The sequence below is a fragment of the Pseudoalteromonas sp. MMG006 genome, from assembly GCF_018101025.1.
Classification (GTDB): domain Bacteria; phylum Pseudomonadota; class Gammaproteobacteria; order Enterobacterales; family Alteromonadaceae; genus Pseudoalteromonas.
Map to the genome: position 1 here is coordinate 1 of NZ_JAGJEJ010000027.1, position 18,236 is coordinate 18,236.

Consider the following 18,236-nt stretch of genomic DNA (forward strand, 5'->3'; position numbering starts at 1 on the left):
ACATTCTTATGTCGAGATAACCAATGTTGCCGTCGAGCATTTCAATCTTTTTAAAACCATAGTTATCAGTTGGCGATTCCATAACTCGACTGTCAGCAAATGCTTCAGCTTGGTTAGATGAACGGTATGCTTTCAGCTCACTTACCCAATTCGGGTCGTAAACTACGGAGAGGTGTTTATCATTTGCAATCTTGTTTAATTCCAAGGTCATAAATTCAGCAATATCTTCAGGTGACTTTTGACGATTACAACCAGATAAAAATGACTTCGAACGTATTAACTGAACTAACGTTGTTGCTGTATTTTCAATTACGTAGTTATCTTCAAGTTGTTTGGCAATAATTTGTGACACGTCACGACAATCTGCTGCACTGACATAATTGCATAGAACTAGTGAACTAAAGATGAGGGATTTAAAAACTTTACTCTTCATATTCTTCCTGAAATTTTAATTATTGTTTTCTAATAACGCTCAACCACACCAAAAGGGGTTAAAAAATTCCTATATGCTCAATTAAATTGCTAACAATTTTATTGAACACCATTTTGGTGGTTTATAACACACCAAAACGGCGTATATTACATACCCTGATAATTTCACCAATAATTACCCTTGTAAACAAGTAATTAAAACAGCTAGGAATTAAGCTCGTTATTTTGCACCAAAGCGGCGTTTAATAATGTTACCGGAAAAAATTAGACTCTTACTCAAATAAGTAAGAATAAATTTAACTTTTTCAGTGTCCGCTTATCGCTCATGGCTGTCTGTCAGATGAAGTCTAAACCTATTCATTTAATCTGTAAGTTCAGATATGAGCTAGTACAACTCACAATATAGAACAGTTAAATAAATAAGGTATCGCTTCCCCAGCCTTTGGTTGTCACTTTTATTTTGATTCACCGATAAACTCTGCAAACTCCCGTATTAAACAAGTTAAAGTGGACCGTCACTTATTTAAGTTTCCTTATAAATAATGCGGCAAATGCCGCATTATTATAAATATCAAAAAGTGACTTTTATTCAGGTGTCACTTCAAAGCCACACAACGGTATCTGTGGCACGTTACCTACTTCTCCTGTAGTAGCTTTCAGTTTGTAATAATACACGAGCATTTGATTCGCAAGTTTACAGTCTGTACTAAGATCTGAAATTGAGCCATAAAAAAGATACCCTTGGCAGGTTATAACTATAGCCAAACTAATAAATCCAGCTTTCTTTGATGCTTTTTTGCGATCAAAGGAGATCATTAGCAACACGAAAATGCCAATTAAAATAATGAAAAATGAGCCCAAGGAAATGAAGTCAAAAGCGTCTAAGTTCACTTGGAAAGCTTCATTCAACATTTTTGCAAACTTATACTTCAAACCTAATATTGCGCCTAGCCCAAGCGACCCAATAGTCACCATTGCTAGTGATAGACCAAATGTGCCAATCCCGACAAACTTCATAAATACGGTGGTTAAGTCATTAATCAAAAAACCAATTTTATCTTTTAACCCTGATAACTCCTTTTCCATTTTTTTACACTTAGAACATTCACGTTCAGTATTGGAAGCTAAGCTATCTTGATCTAATACAACCGAATTTAATTCATTACAAGATTCAGTGCTTTCAACTTTTTTTCTTTCATCCGATTCTTTACTAACGAACTCTTGAAAATATTTGTTTATGTAGCTAAAGGTTATCGAAGCTATCCCAAATGCAGCAAACATAGGTATGCTGGCTTGAAGTAAAGTAGTTATAATTATCTGTATTAGGCTTAACCTTTCTCTGACATTCTGAAAAATAGGCTCCTCTAATACCATGTTTATAGCAGGCAATGACTCTTGGCTAATTAAATTTTCAGCTAAACCAAAACCAACAACAATACATACGAATGCTAAAACCAGTAAACACAGTAAGCGCAACCACTTTCTCAACTCAAGAAACCATAGTACAAAAACCAATAACTTTTTGAAAATACAACTTATAAATTCTATAAATTTAGCGCGAAAGGGTTCAATTCTTGATACTAACGTTTCTGATGATGATTTACTCATTCAATACTCCATAGATTATTTTTCATCGTAATATAACGCACAATCGATTGATTCAAATGAAAAAATTAAAACATTAAATATCTATATTAATTAAGAGCATTTCAGACGAACTTTTGCAATTTAGTAGGTATGTTTTAATAGAAACAGGAAAAACTCTCTGTCACGTTAATAATAGAGAGTTTATATAGCTATTAGTTATGAGGTTCAATTTACAGAATAGTCAACACCGAGAGCCAGTACATCACCAGTAGAAGTGAGCTTAAAGTTAGCATCAAAGCTCATTTCTGCAATATCAATATCAACGCCCATTTCTTCAGCCGCTTCTTTTGGTGACTTCACCCAGCCTTTTAATTTACCAAATTGAACATTCATCTTAGCCAAAAATGCTTGATTGAGCTTTAAATGCAAGTTGCCATTGTAATAAGCACGACACTCAAAAAGAGTAACGTATTTATCTGCAGTATGATCATAATAAGTGAAAACCTTCTTACCCGAGTCATTCCAATCAAAATCACGTGCTCTTTCGCATCCTGAAGCATCAAAACCTAAATTACCGGCTATGGTACATAAATCATTTAAGAAGACCTCTGCGCGTCGTGAAAGCCCGTTTGTAGAGCTGTAATCATCTGAGCGGCCGCCTTCTCTTGTTACAACTATGCGATAATCTAGAGCGAACCTATCAAGACCCTCTGGCGAGCGGTACACATAGCGCCACTGCTCTTTACCAAAGGTTTTTTCATTTGATTTATAAAGAACAATGCTAGATTGGCTCACCATCTTTTCAACCGTTTCAACAAGCTGATCATCAAAGTACAAGTTTGCGTTCTTGCACATCCACTGTACCAACGCATAAGCATTTGACTTGTTAAAATCAACGTGAGTATGCTCAAACAAGACCTTCAACAACTTTTCACGAGAGCTCGCAGTCAGTCTATCTGTAATCTTATCTAAGTTAGAAAAGAGCTCACGCCAATATTTATCTTTTAAACTTCCTATTTTTAATTTCAGCGCCTCTTTCACACCGTCAAAACTAACATCGAGCTCCTTTAATACAACCGTGTCTATTTCTTCTAGTTTTTTATACGTTTGAACCAATGAGCTTAAATCTGTGTCATACATCGATTGTAATGCAGCGACTAAATCAACACCTGGCACCATGGTATTTTCTAAGCGGCTATCAAAGCCACCAGCGTTTTTATTGTGCTTGTTTTTTAATGTATCCGTATGGGATGAATTTTCACTTGCTTCAAAGATTGCAAAATTCTTTTTAAACCATAAGGTAAAAGGGTCAATTTTTTGTGTGTCACTTCCGTAATAAGAATATCTTTTATCAATCAGAGTAATGCGTATTACATTCACGACTGCACGTGCTTTACGCTCAGCATTTAGATAGTCATACTCTCCAAGTACTTCGCATTCAGCATCGCGCATCTTAATGCACTGCTGTATTGCAACATCATTTACCCATCGATAAGGGAGAATGAGATAAATATACTTAGCGTTTGCTTCTTCAATGATACGCTGAGCAAAGTATGAGAACTCTGAATACGGAGGGTTACAGAATACAATATCAGTACGCTTGTCTATTAATGTTTGTTCTTTAAAATCAGTACCAACTACAAAGATATCTTTATCAAGCGAACTCAATAGTGGGACAGACTTTTCAATCGCATAGCGTTTACCTTCCGTTAAAAACTTTAGCGCCTTGCCGTTTCCTGCACCTACATCTAATAAACTTGGACGCTCACCTATTCCCTTCAATGCTTTAAAGTCCGACTTAATCAAATCCAGCTGCTCATCTGTGGTTGGGTACCACTCGAAATCTTGGTTGAATTGCTTGATAGTTTGAATTAACTGCCCAGTATGATGACCCATTCTTAAAACCTCTTTATTAGTTGAATTGCTAAACAGGTTAATAGGGAAATAAAAACGTGCTTAAGTCAGAAACTTAATAACCTTGACGGCTTAATGTAATGCTTACACAATGAATTTAAATAATGATACAGGTGAACTAAGGACGGCCTTAAATGAAGTCAGATGACTTTAAAAATGATGGACTACACCAACCAATAACAAAAGAATCATTTTCGAAGCCTAAATATACTCTTAGCCGGGAGAGAAGTGTAGAGCTCTGGTTAAAAGGTAAGGATGAGTGGAACTTATGGATGAAGAACCACCCAGATACTTACGTTGACTTCAATCATGTAAATTTCACCCCTGACTCTCTGGCGAGTGTTGCACCTGATGAAGATCTCGCTATTCACGGTAAACATCATCGATATTTAAAAACTATATCTTTTAAAGGCTATATTTTTAATGGTGGTGCAGATTTCACTGGAGCAACCTTCCCCTCACCGACCCACTTTGATGACGCAAGATTCGAAGGTAGTACTGAGTTTTCTGGAGTTGTATTTGGAAGTGATGCAGGTTTTAGCAATACTATTTTTAACTCGAATGCCAATTTTTCTAATGTTGAATTTCAAGGCACTGTAGTTTTTGATGATACTCACTTCGCTTCAACCACTCTATTTACATCAGCCACATTTGAATGTATGGCTTACTTTCCTTGCGCTACATTCAATCTAGCTACAGACTTTTCTCATGCTGAATTTGATGGAGGTACACATTTTAAAGGGGCTAGATTCTACTGCGAACTGGTTAACTTCAACGATATTAAGTCTACTGACACTTTTAATTTCGATGATGCAATAACCGACCAAATACAAAAGCTTTCGTTCAAAGGAAGTACGTTCGACAAAGACTTTATCATTGATGGTAACTTTAACTGTATACCTGATTTAAGAGGCACAAAACTAAACCACCACACTGAACTGAGTGATCTAAAGTGCAACCTAAAAAGAGAAAAGGCAATTCCATTCACCCCTTTTCTTAAAGTTGTTGATAAACTTGACGCTGAAAAGCTCTGCAGACTTAAAGAGCTTGCTGAGCAAAACAAGAACCACGATAAAGCTTTAATGTTCCACGCTGATGAAATGAGAGCGAAAAGATGGACAAAGCTAAATACAGCGCAATCAATATTGGATTTACTCTACTCAGCGACAAGTAATTATGGCCAAAGCATTATGCGACCTTTGCTGTGGTTGTTCTTATCATTCATGCTGTTTAGTTCATACCTGGTTGGTAAATCTGAACTAGAGATGAGAGAAACACTTTCACCCGCGGCTACGACTTCAATAGCCACAATGACACCTTTTATTTCCGTTTCCAAAGATGCTAGACAATTTGGGATGGGACAGTTATTTAAAACTGATATACCTACGAATTATTACCTCTGGAGCTATGCTCATGCCAGCGCTTCATTTGTTTTTATATTCTTAATAGGGCTAGGCTTAAGAAATCGCTTCAGAATTTAAATTAATTAAAGTGTTAGATGATTAATTGGCGAATAACTTCTAGTATTTGAATCAAGAAGGCCAAGTATCCAATACAAAAATCAAAACTAACCACCAATAATACGACTAGCATTTCAGGTAAGTTTGATAGATACGGTAGCAAATATGGCGTCAATAAGGGCCAGAATATAGCCACGAACAGATTGATCCAGAATTGAGTTTTTTGGTCTTTTAACATTAATGATTACCTCTTTATTATTTTTTGGACACACAAAAACCCACCGAGGCCTGATGACCTAGTAAGAATGAGTGCGAGAAGGTTTATTATTTACGCCCTTGAAATGCTTAAAGGTAAAGTATTTAGATGTAAACTTTGACGCTTTTTAATGTGGGCAATTGAGAACGAACTAGATTGCACTGTAGTTCAGCAGTTACTTTGTATATCCTCCATATTTTATTGAATTCATTGTTACATTATAACATGTATTATTCAAAAGTAAACATTCCTGCTTTACGCGAGATAAAGCACTCCTCTGCTTTAGATAAAAAGGGTGCTTGACCGCACCTGCGAAGGCAAAATTTAGCGGTCAAGCGATAAACTGTTATGAATGTTTATGATTGATAGTTTAGCTCGATTGGAGAGAAAAGATCAGAAATAGGAGGTTTAGCTGTTTTATTAGGCCAAAGTATATTCTCCACTTGTTTGCTCTGCTCCCAATGAACAAAGTCAGGAGCTTTGTCTATTTTCGCCTTTTTAATATTTGCACCAGAAGCGCTACTCAAATTATCAGCAACACTTTCAACAAAAGACAACACGTTTGGCTCATCAGTTGCTGCATTATAGTATGCAATCAAAACCCCATTAAAGAAAACAGCTTTATCACCGTCTTCCGAAGAAATTGAACATAAATCCATAGTTACTCCAGCTCATATATTTTTGCCAAAGCTATCATATGCGTTAAATCGCGCTTGATTCTGGGAAAAAGGTTTAAATTTAACTAATAATTGATGAAATCACATAGACCGCGAGCCTAAAAGGAACTTCTTGGTTGTAATGTGGAATATCCACATCTAAAATCACTGTTTATTTATACAGTAATTTGTGATTATGCTTAGCAAACTTACCCCTTCAAGCACAGAACTACCTATTGCAGACTTTTCAGTTGCTGCAGGTTTCCCCAATCCATGCGAAGATCACCTATCCGACTCAATCAGTTTAGATGAGCTCCTAATTAAGCGCCCTAGTAGTACATTCCTATTCAGGGTGTCAGGCAACAGCATGTCCCCAGACATTACTGACGGCTCGATAATAGTTGTAGATAGATCAGTAACAATTAAAACTGGACGAATCGTATTAGCTACATTAGACAACGAATTTGTTGTGAAAGAACTACAATTAAAAAACAACAAAGCCGTTTTTATTAGTAAAAACCCCGACTTCGAGCCAATTGAAATTGATATCGATGAAAACAATGACTGGGATACCCATGTAGTCTGGGGCGTTGTCACTGGTTTAATCAAGGTATTCTAATTATGTGGGTTCTTTGCGACATCAATGCTGCTTACGTTTCGTTTTGCCAACTCTTTAACCCCCAATACGACTTTGATAAAACCCCTCTTGGAGTGCTCAGTTCGAACCAGGGTAACGTAGTAGCTCGAAATCAAGCTATCAAAGATTTAGGTATCAAAATGGGAGAACCTGCATTTAAAGTTAAGCAGCTGGTGGCTGCGCATCGTGGCCACTTATGGGGGAGTAATTTCACGCTGTTTGGTGATTTGAGTAACCGTTTTCATACCGAGTTAGAGTATTTCCTATTCGATACAATGCGATACTCTGTTGATGAATGCTTTGGGCGCATCGATATAAACTATACAAAGGATATAAAAGAGTACGCGCACATCATACAGAGGACACTTAAGAGGAACTTAGGTATTGGCTGTGGCTTGGGCATATCTCAGACAATGACACTAGCCAAGCTTGGAAGTCATTGCGCCAAAAAGAAAGAGTGGAAAGAACACACTAAAGGCGTGGTTGTATTAGATTCACAATACAAAATTGATTGGGCTCTCAAACATACTCCTGTAGAGGATATTTGGGGGGTTGGAAGTCGAACTACTAAAAAGCTAAATAAATTTGGAATCTATACGGGATATGACCTTAAAAATGCCGACATTAGTTGGATCAAAAAGACGTTCACAGTTGTTCTTGCCCGTACTGTGGAAGAGTTACGAGGAAAATCTGCGGTTGAATTGAAAGATGTAAACGACTCTCGCGATAGAATTTGCGTATCTCAGAGTATGGGAAAACCGGTGATAGAGCTTACGGAGCTTTCTGAAGCTGTTACAACACATGCAACAAAGGCTGCGTTTAAACTTCGTCGATTTAAATCTTACACATCAGCAATAACAATATTCATCCACACAGATTCATTTAGACAGGCAGAGCCGCAGTATCATAAGTCACAATCAATTAAACTACCCTACCCCACCGCGGATACATCAACACTGGTGTCTTATGCAAGCTTTGCATTAAAAGCTATTTATAAGAAGGGGTTTAAATACAAAAAAGCTGGCGTTATTTTTGAAGAACTTTCATTACACGATGATATGCAACAACTTGAACTGTTATCTGAGACTTTACCACTGAATATTAGCTCAAAAACGTTGGTCATTGATGAGATAAATAGAAAATTTGGACGTAGTGCAATAAAGCTCGCAAGTGAAGGGTTCTCTCAGTTTTGGCGGCCTAAAGATGATTTAGCACCTTTGAGTTATACAACAAAACTTTCAGATTTACCTATTGCGAAAGCATAAAGATAATTTAGAAGAACCCTACCAAGGTATAAACCCCAGAGTAAATAAAATAACCCAACCCAATTGAAAGAATGGTAATGTTAAAAGCCAACATGAATAGCTTAAAATTATGCGATAAATCGGGCACTTCCATGATGCACCTACAGTGTTTTTTAATGTTATTAAATCATGTATAGCAGACTATCTTAAATAATTCCTTAAATTAAGGTACAAATATGCACGAAATACCGGTCCCATTTGGTATCAATAACTCAGGCCATTTAATTGCAGCTCAATCGATTCAAGTGGGCGGAACCTATACTTGTCCATATTGTGGTGAAGCGCTTATGTGTGATTTGTCTTCTATGCAAAATAAGATGCTCATCCACCCAAAAACTAACAACTGCATCAGCCTAAGTGATAGTAAAACTGAACTTGACGCACTTAATGTGATAGTTTTGGGTATTAGCCCCGACACTCCTAAAAAGCTTACAAACTTCATTAATAAACAAGAGCTTAATTTCACACTACTTGCAGATGAAGACCACTCAGTTTGTGAGAAATACCATGTTTGGCAATTAAAAAAGTTTATGGGTCGAGAGAACATGGGAGTTGTTCGAACAAGTTTCCTTATAGATGAGAAAGGTAACATCGAGCGTGTATTCAATAAGTTCAAAACAAAAGATCACCACGAGGTAGTTTTAGATTACTTGAAAGGCTAATAGTATGTAATAGTTTAAGGTTTAGCCATTATTAAGATAAGTTTTGATGTGTTGCGGCAATAATACGGGAGATTGTAAGATCTTTTGTGTAAATGGCCGTTTTTTATAACTTGATCCGGTCACCATACAAGAGCATGAATAGGCTCATAGCTTGTTTCCAGTCCCATATCGGCATCGTCCACTTTTTCGCTATCTGATTGGACCGTACTGAAAATTACATGCATTAATTTTTTTGCAAATAATCAAGCAAAAGCTGCGTAAACCGCTCGGTTTCCTGAACCGTGTTCCCAGCTTGTAGAGGAATGAGCCCAAGTCATATTGTTAAAAATTAAAAGTTCATTATTACTCAGCTTATGTGTAACTTTACACTCGAAAATGTCTTTGTAGTGCAGCTGAGAATCCCAAACTCTTCTATTGTGAGCATTATCTAGATTGCTTAAATCTGTAGGATCAGGAACTGTCTTTAGTAGATTCTCTTTCTCAAGCATAGATAAATATTCCCTTGCTGAAGCAAAGTCATAACTACCTATAGAATCCCAGTAGGAATAAACTTTTTCGCCTAATATCCTAGAGAAACTCTTTTTTGGCTTGCTTAGAACCTTGAATCCAACGATATCCAAAGACTTCAAATTATTTAGATGACACTCTGGAATGTGATCTAAAACTTCATCATCCTGTTTTATTCTATCTCTTAACAAGTCAACTTTGAGGAAAACCTTTGCTTGTTCAATAGCTTGGGGACTTGGTATTTTACTACCCAATTTAACCTTAACGCTAAATTCTTTTAGTTGTTGCCAAATATCATCTTCCTGCTTAACTCTTGCTATGATTGAAGTGCCACCATTGGTGCTATTTTCAGCACAAAACATAGCAGCCAATTGCAGCTGAGACTTCGATGTTCCTTCAGAGTGAAAAGGAATAAACTGATTGTTACTTCGCTTGTTAACACTCATAAAATACTTGCCTTTACTCTCCCTGTGTTGATGGACAGAAGCCAAGGCAGATTGCATTTTAAGGTTGTCCTGCAAGCCTAACTGAGAAACAACATCACCTAATAGCGTTTCCGCTTCATTCATAGAGATATTTTTCAGTAATACCGCTTTATCTTGCTTTAAGCCATTATTAACTTTGCTGAGACAATCTGAGTCTTTACCACTATAATTTAACACACATAAGCTGTCTCTATCTTCAGACAAGTTTATTTGTTCCAAGCTCATAACTTTAATCTCAGCAGTTTTTAAAATGTTTGTTCGATAAATGTAAAAACAACTGTTGTTGCTCATCGCTGAAATTTTGTTTTCCAGACCCTGTACGACCTTCACGAATAAAGTTTGAAAAATTAGGCTTAGGACTATATTTTTTTTCTTCTTTTTTCATCCGATCAAACCTACATCGCTCAACAACTTGGGCTTTCTGTTCTTCTGTCAGCTCTACTCCAATAAAATCAGCTAATTTTTCTGCTGCAGCTCCCAAGTCTGTCACAACATCTTCATATTGGAGGTAAGTAATATTTATTTTGTTCTTGTTGGTTCGCCATTGCTTTACATGTTTAAACCAACTATCTGAACGGCTATCATCTAAAAACTGCTGAGAATGTTGCTTCCAAGTAAGTTCAGGTTGATAAACGCTTTTAATATGATGATATTGAGACCACGCGACATCCATACCATCTCTTTGAACATAAATAACTTTCCCTTTTATCTTTGTTTTTAGAAAGTTGTAGTGCAAATGCGTTTTTATAAGCCTAGGGGCTTCTTTTCTGTTTAAGATCTTAAAGCCATTTCTACGTCTAATTAATGTATCTAAAAATGGTGATACGTCGTTTATATTTGAATAGTCGAGGTTTTTCTTGTTTAATATTTCAAACAGCATAACCTGCGTCAGTGTAGTTCCCGACTTCATATACGAAGCGATATAAATATCTGTATCTAGAGGTTTGAAAAAGTAGAAAAACCGACTGGACTCTACCCTTACTTTTAGCTTATAAATAAACGAATTTATAAGCATCAATAAGCTAATTAAAACATCAAAAATCTTCAGCATAGCTTTTCGTCTCCTATTAATTCAGGAATTAATTAAACAATAAATCGTAGGTATCCTGTTCCAGTGGAATACCATTTTCAGTTCTGTGAATAAACTCGGTTTGTTCCTTGTCACCAGGCACCAAAATTTTCAAATTCGAATCCTTTGCTTGCTGGCTATTTCTTACCGACTCCAACAGCAAATGCAGAGCACCTTTAAAAATGCGCTCATCAATCAAACTGCTAATATCAATGGCTATCATCAAGTGACTTACTTTGCGAGGTTCGTTATAAGGAGGTACGTACAAATGACTCAACCCCTGGTCTAGAGGAGAGCCTGTTAATGCTGCCGTTAGCAGTTCAACAGCCATTGCCAAGCCAGCACCTTTATACCCGCCCAATGGTTTTAATACCCCAGGTTTGCCTTCTTCAGTACTTTGGTGCATCCATGATTCAGGTACTTCTTTTGACTCGCGTAGATGTGACAGGACTTTGGAATAACTTACTTGACTGCAAGCCATGTCAAGACAAAAGAATTCACCATTATCTGCTGGAGCAGCAATACTAATAGGATTAGTGCCAAACATTGCTTCTGTGCCATTAAAAGGAGAGATTAAAGCGTCAGCATTACTAAGTGATATACCAATAAAGCCTTTTCTGGCAGCCTGTAAAGAGTATACCGATGCCGCGCCAAAGTGATTGGAGTTTTTCACGGTAACTAGGCCAATACCTTGTTCGCTGGCTATTTCAATAGCACTATTCATAGCTGTCACACCAGCTACAATACCCAAGGCATTATCGGCATCCAATACGGCAGTAGCAGCTTTGACCTTTTTTAACGCAAAGTTTGGCAAGGCATTACTGCGGCCACCAGCTAACTCTTTGAGATAACATTTAAGTAATCTCACGCCATGTGTATCTACACCTCTTAAAGATGCTTCAACCATACCATATTGCATGTATTCAATGTGTTGTTGAGACAGGTTAAATTTACTGAGTTTGCGAAATATCGCCGCCTCAATGTCTCGTACCTGTGCGCTACGATTAGACATTCGTCAACACTCCTGCTTTATTCATAGTCGTACGCACGTATCTTGCAAAGCTCTTTATTCCCTTTTTTATTAGTTCAGGAGATACATAACTAAAAGCAAACCTGACAAACTCATCTTGCGTTTCCGCTACAGAGAAAAATGCCCTTGGCATCACCAATACGTCATATTCCGATGCACAAATTTCCATTTGGTGTTTATCGAAAATAAAGGGTAATTTTACCGTAAGGAAAAAGCCGCCTTCAGGGTTGTTCCAACTAACATATTCTTTCATATCCGAAAATTCGACTTCCAAAGCTTCGAGCATTGTGTCGCGATTTGAACGGTAGAAAGTACGTGCTTTGCCATTAAGTTGCTCAAGGCTACAATCATTTTCTAGTAAAATGCCTCCCACCACAGCCTGTGCTAATTGACTGGTATTAACCGATAACAAGCTCTTTACTTTGGATAAGTTGTCTAGAATTTCTTGATATCCCCTACCAATAAAGTCTACGGTAGGGCAAAGGATATAACCGATTCGCATCGTAGGGCAGACAGTTTTAGCAAACGACCCTAGATGATAGACAACACCAAACTTGTCCATTTCATACATGGTTGTAACTCCCCCACCGTCATAACGGAATCGTCCGTAGGGATTATCTTCGAAAATTGCAATTTTTAATTCATTGCAGACTTCAAGTAGTTCATTTCTGAGTTCTGAGGAGAAAGACTCACCCGATGGGTTATCGAAGTCAGGTATAATGTAAAGCCCTCCAACTTCTTTGTTTTCTAACTTAACCTGCTCAAAAGCAAGTTGAACATTTTTAGCCGAAATAAGCTCTGACTGGGAGCTCACAGAAATAATTTCGATACCTAATATTGACGCTAGTCCTGTAATACCTATATATGTAGGGTCGGTAACTAACAATACCTTTCCCTTACAACCAGCCATTAATAAAATAGCCATTGCTTCTTGGCATCCATTGGTAATCAATATTTGTTTTGATGAGCACTGGATAGATTCGTCTATTCGCAATTGTTGACTAATCAGTTCGTTAATACAACCTGCCGTTCTTCCATATTGAGCGATTGCGTTTAGCGTAGCTTGCTCAGAAAGGTTGTGTTTTGTCGCGAAATACTCTCTAAATGTATCAAACTGAGTAAACCACTTATCAGGAGAAAAGAACTCCTCATTAGGCCTCCCAGAAGCAAATGAAATAGCCTGAGGAAAGTTCATTGCTACCTCATTAAGAAAATTCATCACATCAAATTGTGAACTAGTTAAATGCTTAAAATCCATAATTCCTCAAAAGTGATCGCTTTGTTCAAGAGACTCAAAAAGTCTTTGGATATTTGTTTCTTCAAATCCATCCTTCTGTTCTAAACGTTGAATGTACTCAAACATCATTCCTGAGTTTTCTTCTCGTTTAGTAAATAACTGATATAGATTTGGGCCTCTGATAATATCAGTTGAGAATTCGACACCTCTCCCTGCCAGTTCAACGGCTACTTTTTCTAAATCTTCGACTAAAAACGCAGCATGTTGAACACCTGGACCAAACTTTTCAACAAACCTAGATACTTGAGATTCCTTACCAATTCCTTCCAATAAGACAATGGTAAAGCCTGTAGACAAACCACCTAGAACCGCTGACTTCATTGCGGTCTTTACGCCAGAAGTTATTCTCTGTTCAATGAGATCGAACCCTAGGTTCTTTGTGTAGTACTCGATCGCTTTTTCTAAATCAATAACAGCGATAGCCAAATGATCAACTTTGGCATCTGCAAACATGTTAAACATCAATTAATTTCCAATTTTAAATTGTAGCTTTAAGACTTCCTAAGCGAGCATTCTAGAATCAGACTGCAACTTGTTTTTTGAACTCTATATAGAGGATGGTTCTATCTTTAGGCGACGCATTCACGGCGAAGTGATAGTATGAGCCGTCAAAGACGATAGCTTTCCCAGGTTTGTTTTGAGCAAACACTCCATTAACGTTGAGGTAGTTCAAATTTAACTTCTCAGACGAGTCTAGTGTTAGGTGATATTGCAAAAGCCCTTCGCCACGAATCTCAGGGTGAGCATGTCCAGGCAAAAAAGTATTTGATTTTAAGGTTAAAAATGCTGCAACCTTGATTCCAGAGATGCCAGAAAGCAAAGACATAGTTACTGGGCAAACTTTGTCAACACCATCCACAGCTCGCCCTTGAACGACTAAGCCATACTGCAGCCAATCTTTGTTGGGCCCCTCTTTACCCCAACCATGTAACCACCCATATTCTCCACCTTGTTTAACGTGAGAGAAAACCTGTGCAACTACTTCTTCAAAGCTTTTTTTGTAGCGATGTATGTCGAGAATTGGTGCATCAATTGCCAAAAACTCTTCTTGTATTTTTTGCCAATTTTGTTCTAGAGGTAATAATGACGGGTGATCACTAACGGGGTAATAACCATTCTTTTTAGTACTGCTTTGTGTCGTTAACATAAGCTTACCCTACGACTCTGTACTTAATTCTTTGTTCACCACAGGCTTAGGTTTTCGAGGTATGTTTAGTGCCATTAGGTGTTCACGATAAACTTCTGGGAAACCAAGAAATTCAAGCATTGCAGGCCGAAGCTTTACATTACCAGGAATCGTCTTACCTATTTTCTCCGCAGCAGTATGCAATATCTCAAGGTAATTATCATGATGCTGCTCACACATATAAGTAAGCCATTTATTGCCTATTCGCGTGTGTATGGTTTCATCAGCATTGATAAAACTAAGGAGCTCTCTTAATTCGGGATATCTTTCCACCTTTTTCAGCCCCGCTATCAGCCTTAAATTATGACCTACGGCATCTCCCTCTTGAAGTACTTGCTCAATGGCTAATTGTTCTAACAGCCCTGTACCTTTTTGGTGCTTCAACCATACATCAAGCTGATAAGGATAATCACCTATCTCGGTGTCCAAGTGTGATTTTAAATACTCTGCAAATATCAGGAAGTGTCGACCTTCATCCCAAATTTGTTGTGCCATATCTGTTCTAAATTTCTGCGGCATATCAGCATAAGTCAGTATATTGTATGAGCAGACTTCCATTGCACAAACTTCAATGTGAATAGCGACAAAGTGAATAAATTTAGCTAACTCTGTTTCACAAGCTGAAGCAGCCTCTGGATCACAGTCTTTTTCTGGAGAATAAACAAATGAATCAGGTCGTCCTGGGAGTTCTGAAATTTGTCCCAAAGCCGCTTTTTCATCTCTTTCGTCTTCATTTAGGATTGCAAGATCGATTTCAATTAAGGCATCTGAACTTCCAATTTTTTCTCGTCCTAGCTCCAGCAGTTCAGAGGCTTCTATCAGTAATAAAAAAGTTGGCTCATCTGCAAGCTTTTCAATCCTTTGTTGCTGGCCTTTTACTAGCTTTATCAAGCTACAGTGGATTATTTTTGCGACATCGGATATGGACTTGTTTCGCAATAACTCTGACAACTGACTTTCGAACGCTACAGGTTGAACAGATTCATCACTAAAATTAAATAATTGCGTTAATCTACTAGATATTTTTTCTGGTAAGTCTTTTTCATATCCCATTGATTGAGCAATATTAGCTTTTTCATATAGGTCCTGACTGTGAATAAGCCAATAAGCTTTTAACTCTTGTAACCTACACAACACATAACTTAAACCACGAAGAAAATTTGTGGATTGCTCACGACCAATCATAATTCCTTTTACCTTTATAATTACATACAACAAATCTACAGAACAATGTTAACAATCAATCACTGTAAGCTCAATATAATTTAAATTATCACACACAAAAAATAACAAAACCAAACCGAACCGAACCAAAAACAACCATAACCAATTAAAATAAAAGAAAAAATAAAAACACAAAAGATTAACAATGAAACACAAAAAGATAATCGCGTTAAAAATAAAGTTCAAAATTAAATAAAACCAACACAAAAATCAAAGTGTAAAAAAACAAACAGAGAGAACAAAATAAAATCAAAAAAACAATTAAAAAATAGTTTAAAAGTTAATTTAAAGGTACTTTTCATTTTTTGAAACCTTGTTATAACTATGTTAGTTTTATCGGCTCTTCAAAAAGCTATAAGGGACTAATTTTGATCACTACTAATTGTTTTGTTTTTATTCACATGCATAAAACTGGCGGTCAATTGTTGAATGGAGTGATTAAAAACTGTTTTCTAGAACACCAAGAGATTGGTTATCACTTTCCACACAAATACATTCCCAAATCTCATAAAGACCTTCCTGTGATTGGAGCCGTTAGAAATCCATGGGATTGGTATGTTTCTTGGTATGCATTTAACAGAAGTATGTTCGAGTTGGGTAATGGCAGTACCTTATTTCTTGTTGTTTCTCATGGTGGTACTGCGTCCGCTGATGAGACTATCTATAATCTGGCTTGCCTTGCTGACGACAATTCAAGGTCGAAAATAATGCGCGACGCTCTCTACTCTGTATTGCCCGACTCATTAGAAGGAAATAAAGGAATTGGATTATGCAAAGACGACATAACTTCTTTATCTCAATCAGGGAAAGGCTATTACAGTTGGCTCTTTGAAAGGATGTTGGGAGCAGATAATAACGCTAAAAAACAAATTATTCGGTTCGAAAGCCTAATAGATGACTTTATCCAAATTATGGAGAAAAATGGGGTCGCTTGTATCGACGAACTGAGAAAAAGCCTGCAACGATCTGGAAAAGTTAATAAATCATTACGCTCTCACTATAGTAGTTACTACAACACTCAGCTAAAGGAAGTTATAGAAATAAAAGAGCAAACGTTAATTTCTCAGTTTTCATATGAATATGACAATAAAAATGGTGAATACCTAGGAAATACACGTCCTAATTTTAGAAAGCTGTCAGGTAAAGCTAACAACTTCTTATTGCTGCATAAAGATTTTTGCGTTAATAAATTAGTCACAAAAGTAGCTAGCCTACACAATGATTACTGGCAAGAATCGGGGAGAGAAAAACGTTTTAAAGTACACAGGCATACAAATAGTTTGTATTTCATACAAGATAAGGACTTCCGTCATTCACGCCCAACCAAACATCCTTTGTTCTTCGAGTTTGAGCAAGAGTTAACCCCAATATTGGATTTTATTAAAAGTTACTTTAACGGCGATGGTCAGGTTGTTCGTTTAGTATTAGTTAACTTAAAAGCTGGAGGAGTTATAAGACCCCACAGAGACATAGGTTACTCACTTCTTCATTGCCACCGAATGCATCTGCCACTAATCACTAACGAGTTAGTCGATTTTACCGTTGGCGGAGAAACTAAACATTTACCTTCAGGTTCTCTTTGGGAAATCAACAATGCAACAGTTCACGGTGTCGAAAATCGCAGTGACCAAGACAGATTACATCTTATCCTTGACTGGGTCCCTAACGACACCCTTCGCGAAAAAGATAAAAAATTGGAAAAATGGGGCAAGTTTTATATTTTTGCCCACAATGTAGTCCGTTCTATTAATTTTCGCTTTAACCAATTAAAAAGGCAAAAGCGAATTGGTTAACTGGTATCTATTCAGAAACAGCCAACACCATATTTTTCTGTAAGTCTTTATCCAATAGATCTATCACTAGGTTGGTCAAGGTATTGATTGCTTCTAATCGGCTTTCAATGTCGTTGTGAGCCATACTATTTTCAAATAGTTGAGCGACTGATTGATCAACCATTTCAATATCTACTTTCACCTTTCTAATACCTCTATGACCCCAGACGCCTTTTACCAATAAAAACAATTCTGCCAGTTCCATCAATAAGGCACTACAGCCTATTTCAAACATGCCTTTGTCATCTTTTATTTCATAAAGCCTGTTTCGCTGGGAATAGGCATTTCTGGCTGACTCAGTTCTGTATCCTTGACGCAGAGCCAATGGATGCGGTTGTTTAAGTTTTTCTTGTGCTGCTTTTTGTATAGGGGCGAGCTCGTCATTCTTTTCGTAAACAATGTAGGAATCAGCAAATTGACGAGTTACTTTCAAGTGAGAGTTCGCCACCATCTTTTTGAGGCCTTCTAATGGCTGTATTTTAACCTCAAAAATAAGTCCATTATAATCATAGTGCCATTTTCGAACTTCTCCCTGATACACAATTACAATAAGATCGATATCACTTGTAGGTCTAAAACTTTTATCAAAATAAGAGCCATGACCCACTATTCCTGCCACATTATCGTCGTTAATGTACTTAGCTAAAAAACTGTCAACTTTTAATTGTATGTTTTCCATTTTTTAATTTTCCTTGGTA

General features: G+C 37.1%; 17 protein-coding genes. 5 read left to right on the forward strand and 12 right to left on the reverse strand.

What is annotated here, in order from left to right; all coding sequences use genetic code 11:
- The 3 genes from J8L73_RS17715 to J8L73_RS17725 form a co-directional block, all read right to left on the reverse strand.
- On the reverse strand, nucleotides 1–352 hold a 352-nt coding region (locus tag J8L73_RS17715), incomplete at its 3' end, for a hypothetical protein (protein WP_211019056.1).
- A gap of 665 nt (nucleotides 353–1,017) precedes the next feature.
- Complete coding sequence (locus J8L73_RS17720; RefSeq protein ID WP_211019058.1) at nucleotides 1,018–2,040, reverse strand: hypothetical protein; 1,023 nt, start codon at nucleotides 2,038–2,040, stop codon at nucleotides 1,018–1,020.
- Nucleotides 2,041–2,244: 204 nt separating this feature from the next.
- Nucleotides 2,245–3,915 (reverse strand): DUF4942 domain-containing protein, encoded by a 1,671-nt coding sequence (locus J8L73_RS17725; protein ID WP_211019060.1) that lies wholly within the window; start codon nucleotides 3,913–3,915, stop codon nucleotides 2,245–2,247.
- Between the two features lie 152 nt (nucleotides 3,916–4,067).
- On the opposite strand from J8L73_RS17725, the gene J8L73_RS17730 reads away from it, so the two are divergent.
- Nucleotides 4,068–5,414 carry a pentapeptide repeat-containing protein gene (locus tag J8L73_RS17730; RefSeq protein ID WP_211019061.1) on the forward strand — a complete coding sequence of 449 codons (1,347 nt, stop codon included), beginning with the start codon at nucleotides 4,068–4,070 and terminating at the stop codon, nucleotides 5,412–5,414.
- A gap of 591 nt (nucleotides 5,415–6,005) precedes the next feature.
- On the opposite strand, the gene J8L73_RS17735 is transcribed toward J8L73_RS17730, so the two are convergent.
- Complete coding sequence (locus J8L73_RS17735) at nucleotides 6,006–6,308, reverse strand: hypothetical protein (protein ID WP_211019063.1); 303 nt, start codon at nucleotides 6,306–6,308, stop codon at nucleotides 6,006–6,008.
- A 193-nt stretch (nucleotides 6,309–6,501) separates the two neighbouring features.
- Between J8L73_RS17735 and J8L73_RS17740 the strand changes: the two genes are divergently transcribed.
- The 3 genes from J8L73_RS17740 (at nucleotide 6,502) to bcp (ending at nucleotide 8,908) form a co-directional block, all read left to right on the forward strand.
- Nucleotides 6,502–6,924 (forward strand): S24 family peptidase, encoded by a 423-nt coding sequence (locus J8L73_RS17740; RefSeq protein ID WP_211019065.1) that lies wholly within the window; start codon nucleotides 6,502–6,504, stop codon nucleotides 6,922–6,924.
- 2 nt (nucleotides 6,925–6,926) lie between these two features.
- Nucleotides 6,927–8,207: a Y-family DNA polymerase gene (locus J8L73_RS17745; protein WP_211019067.1), complete on the forward strand. Its 1,281-nt coding sequence runs from the start codon at nucleotides 6,927–6,929 to the stop codon at nucleotides 8,205–8,207.
- Between the two features lie 215 nt (nucleotides 8,208–8,422).
- Nucleotides 8,423–8,908 carry a thioredoxin-dependent thiol peroxidase gene (gene bcp, locus J8L73_RS17750; protein WP_247659707.1) on the forward strand — a complete coding sequence of 162 codons (486 nt, stop codon included), beginning with the start codon at nucleotides 8,423–8,425 and terminating at the stop codon, nucleotides 8,906–8,908.
- Between the two features lie 242 nt (nucleotides 8,909–9,150).
- On the opposite strand, the gene J8L73_RS17755 is transcribed toward bcp, so the two are convergent.
- The 7 genes from J8L73_RS17755 to J8L73_RS17785 form a co-directional block, all read right to left on the reverse strand.
- On the reverse strand, nucleotides 9,151–10,104 hold the full coding sequence (locus J8L73_RS17755; protein WP_211019069.1) for a hypothetical protein: 954 nt from the start codon (nucleotides 10,102–10,104) through the stop codon (nucleotides 9,151–9,153).
- 31 nt (nucleotides 10,105–10,135) lie between these two features.
- Entirely contained in the window at nucleotides 10,136–10,951 is an 816-nt protein-coding gene (locus tag J8L73_RS17760) for a sulfotransferase domain-containing protein (RefSeq protein WP_211019071.1), read from the reverse strand.
- A 28-nt stretch (nucleotides 10,952–10,979) separates the two neighbouring features.
- Complete coding sequence (locus tag J8L73_RS17765) at nucleotides 10,980–11,981, reverse strand: Ldh family oxidoreductase (protein ID WP_211019072.1); 1,002 nt, start codon at nucleotides 11,979–11,981, stop codon at nucleotides 10,980–10,982.
- Nucleotides 11,974–13,257 (reverse strand): PLP-dependent aminotransferase family protein, encoded by a 1,284-nt coding sequence (locus J8L73_RS17770; RefSeq protein ID WP_211019074.1) that lies wholly within the window; start codon nucleotides 13,255–13,257, stop codon nucleotides 11,974–11,976. Before J8L73_RS17770 ends, J8L73_RS17765 begins: the two co-directional genes overlap by 8 nt.
- 6 nt (nucleotides 13,258–13,263) lie before the next feature.
- Entirely contained in the window at nucleotides 13,264–13,749 is a 486-nt protein-coding gene (locus J8L73_RS17775) for a VOC family protein (RefSeq protein ID WP_211019076.1), read from the reverse strand.
- Between the two features lie 67 nt (nucleotides 13,750–13,816).
- On the reverse strand, nucleotides 13,817–14,443 hold the full coding sequence (locus J8L73_RS17780; RefSeq protein WP_211019078.1) for an aspartyl/asparaginyl beta-hydroxylase domain-containing protein: 627 nt from the start codon (nucleotides 14,441–14,443) through the stop codon (nucleotides 13,817–13,819).
- 9 nt (nucleotides 14,444–14,452) lie between these two features.
- Entirely contained in the window at nucleotides 14,453–15,667 is a 1,215-nt protein-coding gene (locus tag J8L73_RS17785) for a DUF455 family protein (protein WP_211019080.1), read from the reverse strand.
- Between the two features lie 407 nt (nucleotides 15,668–16,074).
- Here J8L73_RS17785 and J8L73_RS17790 point away from each other — a divergent pair, with 407 nt between their 5' ends.
- A complete protein-coding gene (locus J8L73_RS17790) occupies nucleotides 16,075–17,499 on the forward strand; it encodes an aspartyl/asparaginyl beta-hydroxylase domain-containing protein (protein WP_211019081.1) in 1,425 nt (474 codons plus the stop codon).
- Between the two features lie 7 nt (nucleotides 17,500–17,506).
- Here the strand turns inward: J8L73_RS17790 and J8L73_RS17795 are convergent, their stop codons facing one another.
- Nucleotides 17,507–18,217 carry a nucleotidyltransferase domain-containing protein gene (locus tag J8L73_RS17795; protein ID WP_211019083.1) on the reverse strand — a complete coding sequence of 237 codons (711 nt, stop codon included), beginning with the start codon at nucleotides 18,215–18,217 and terminating at the stop codon, nucleotides 17,507–17,509.
- Nucleotides 18,218–18,236 lie beyond the last annotated feature (19 nt).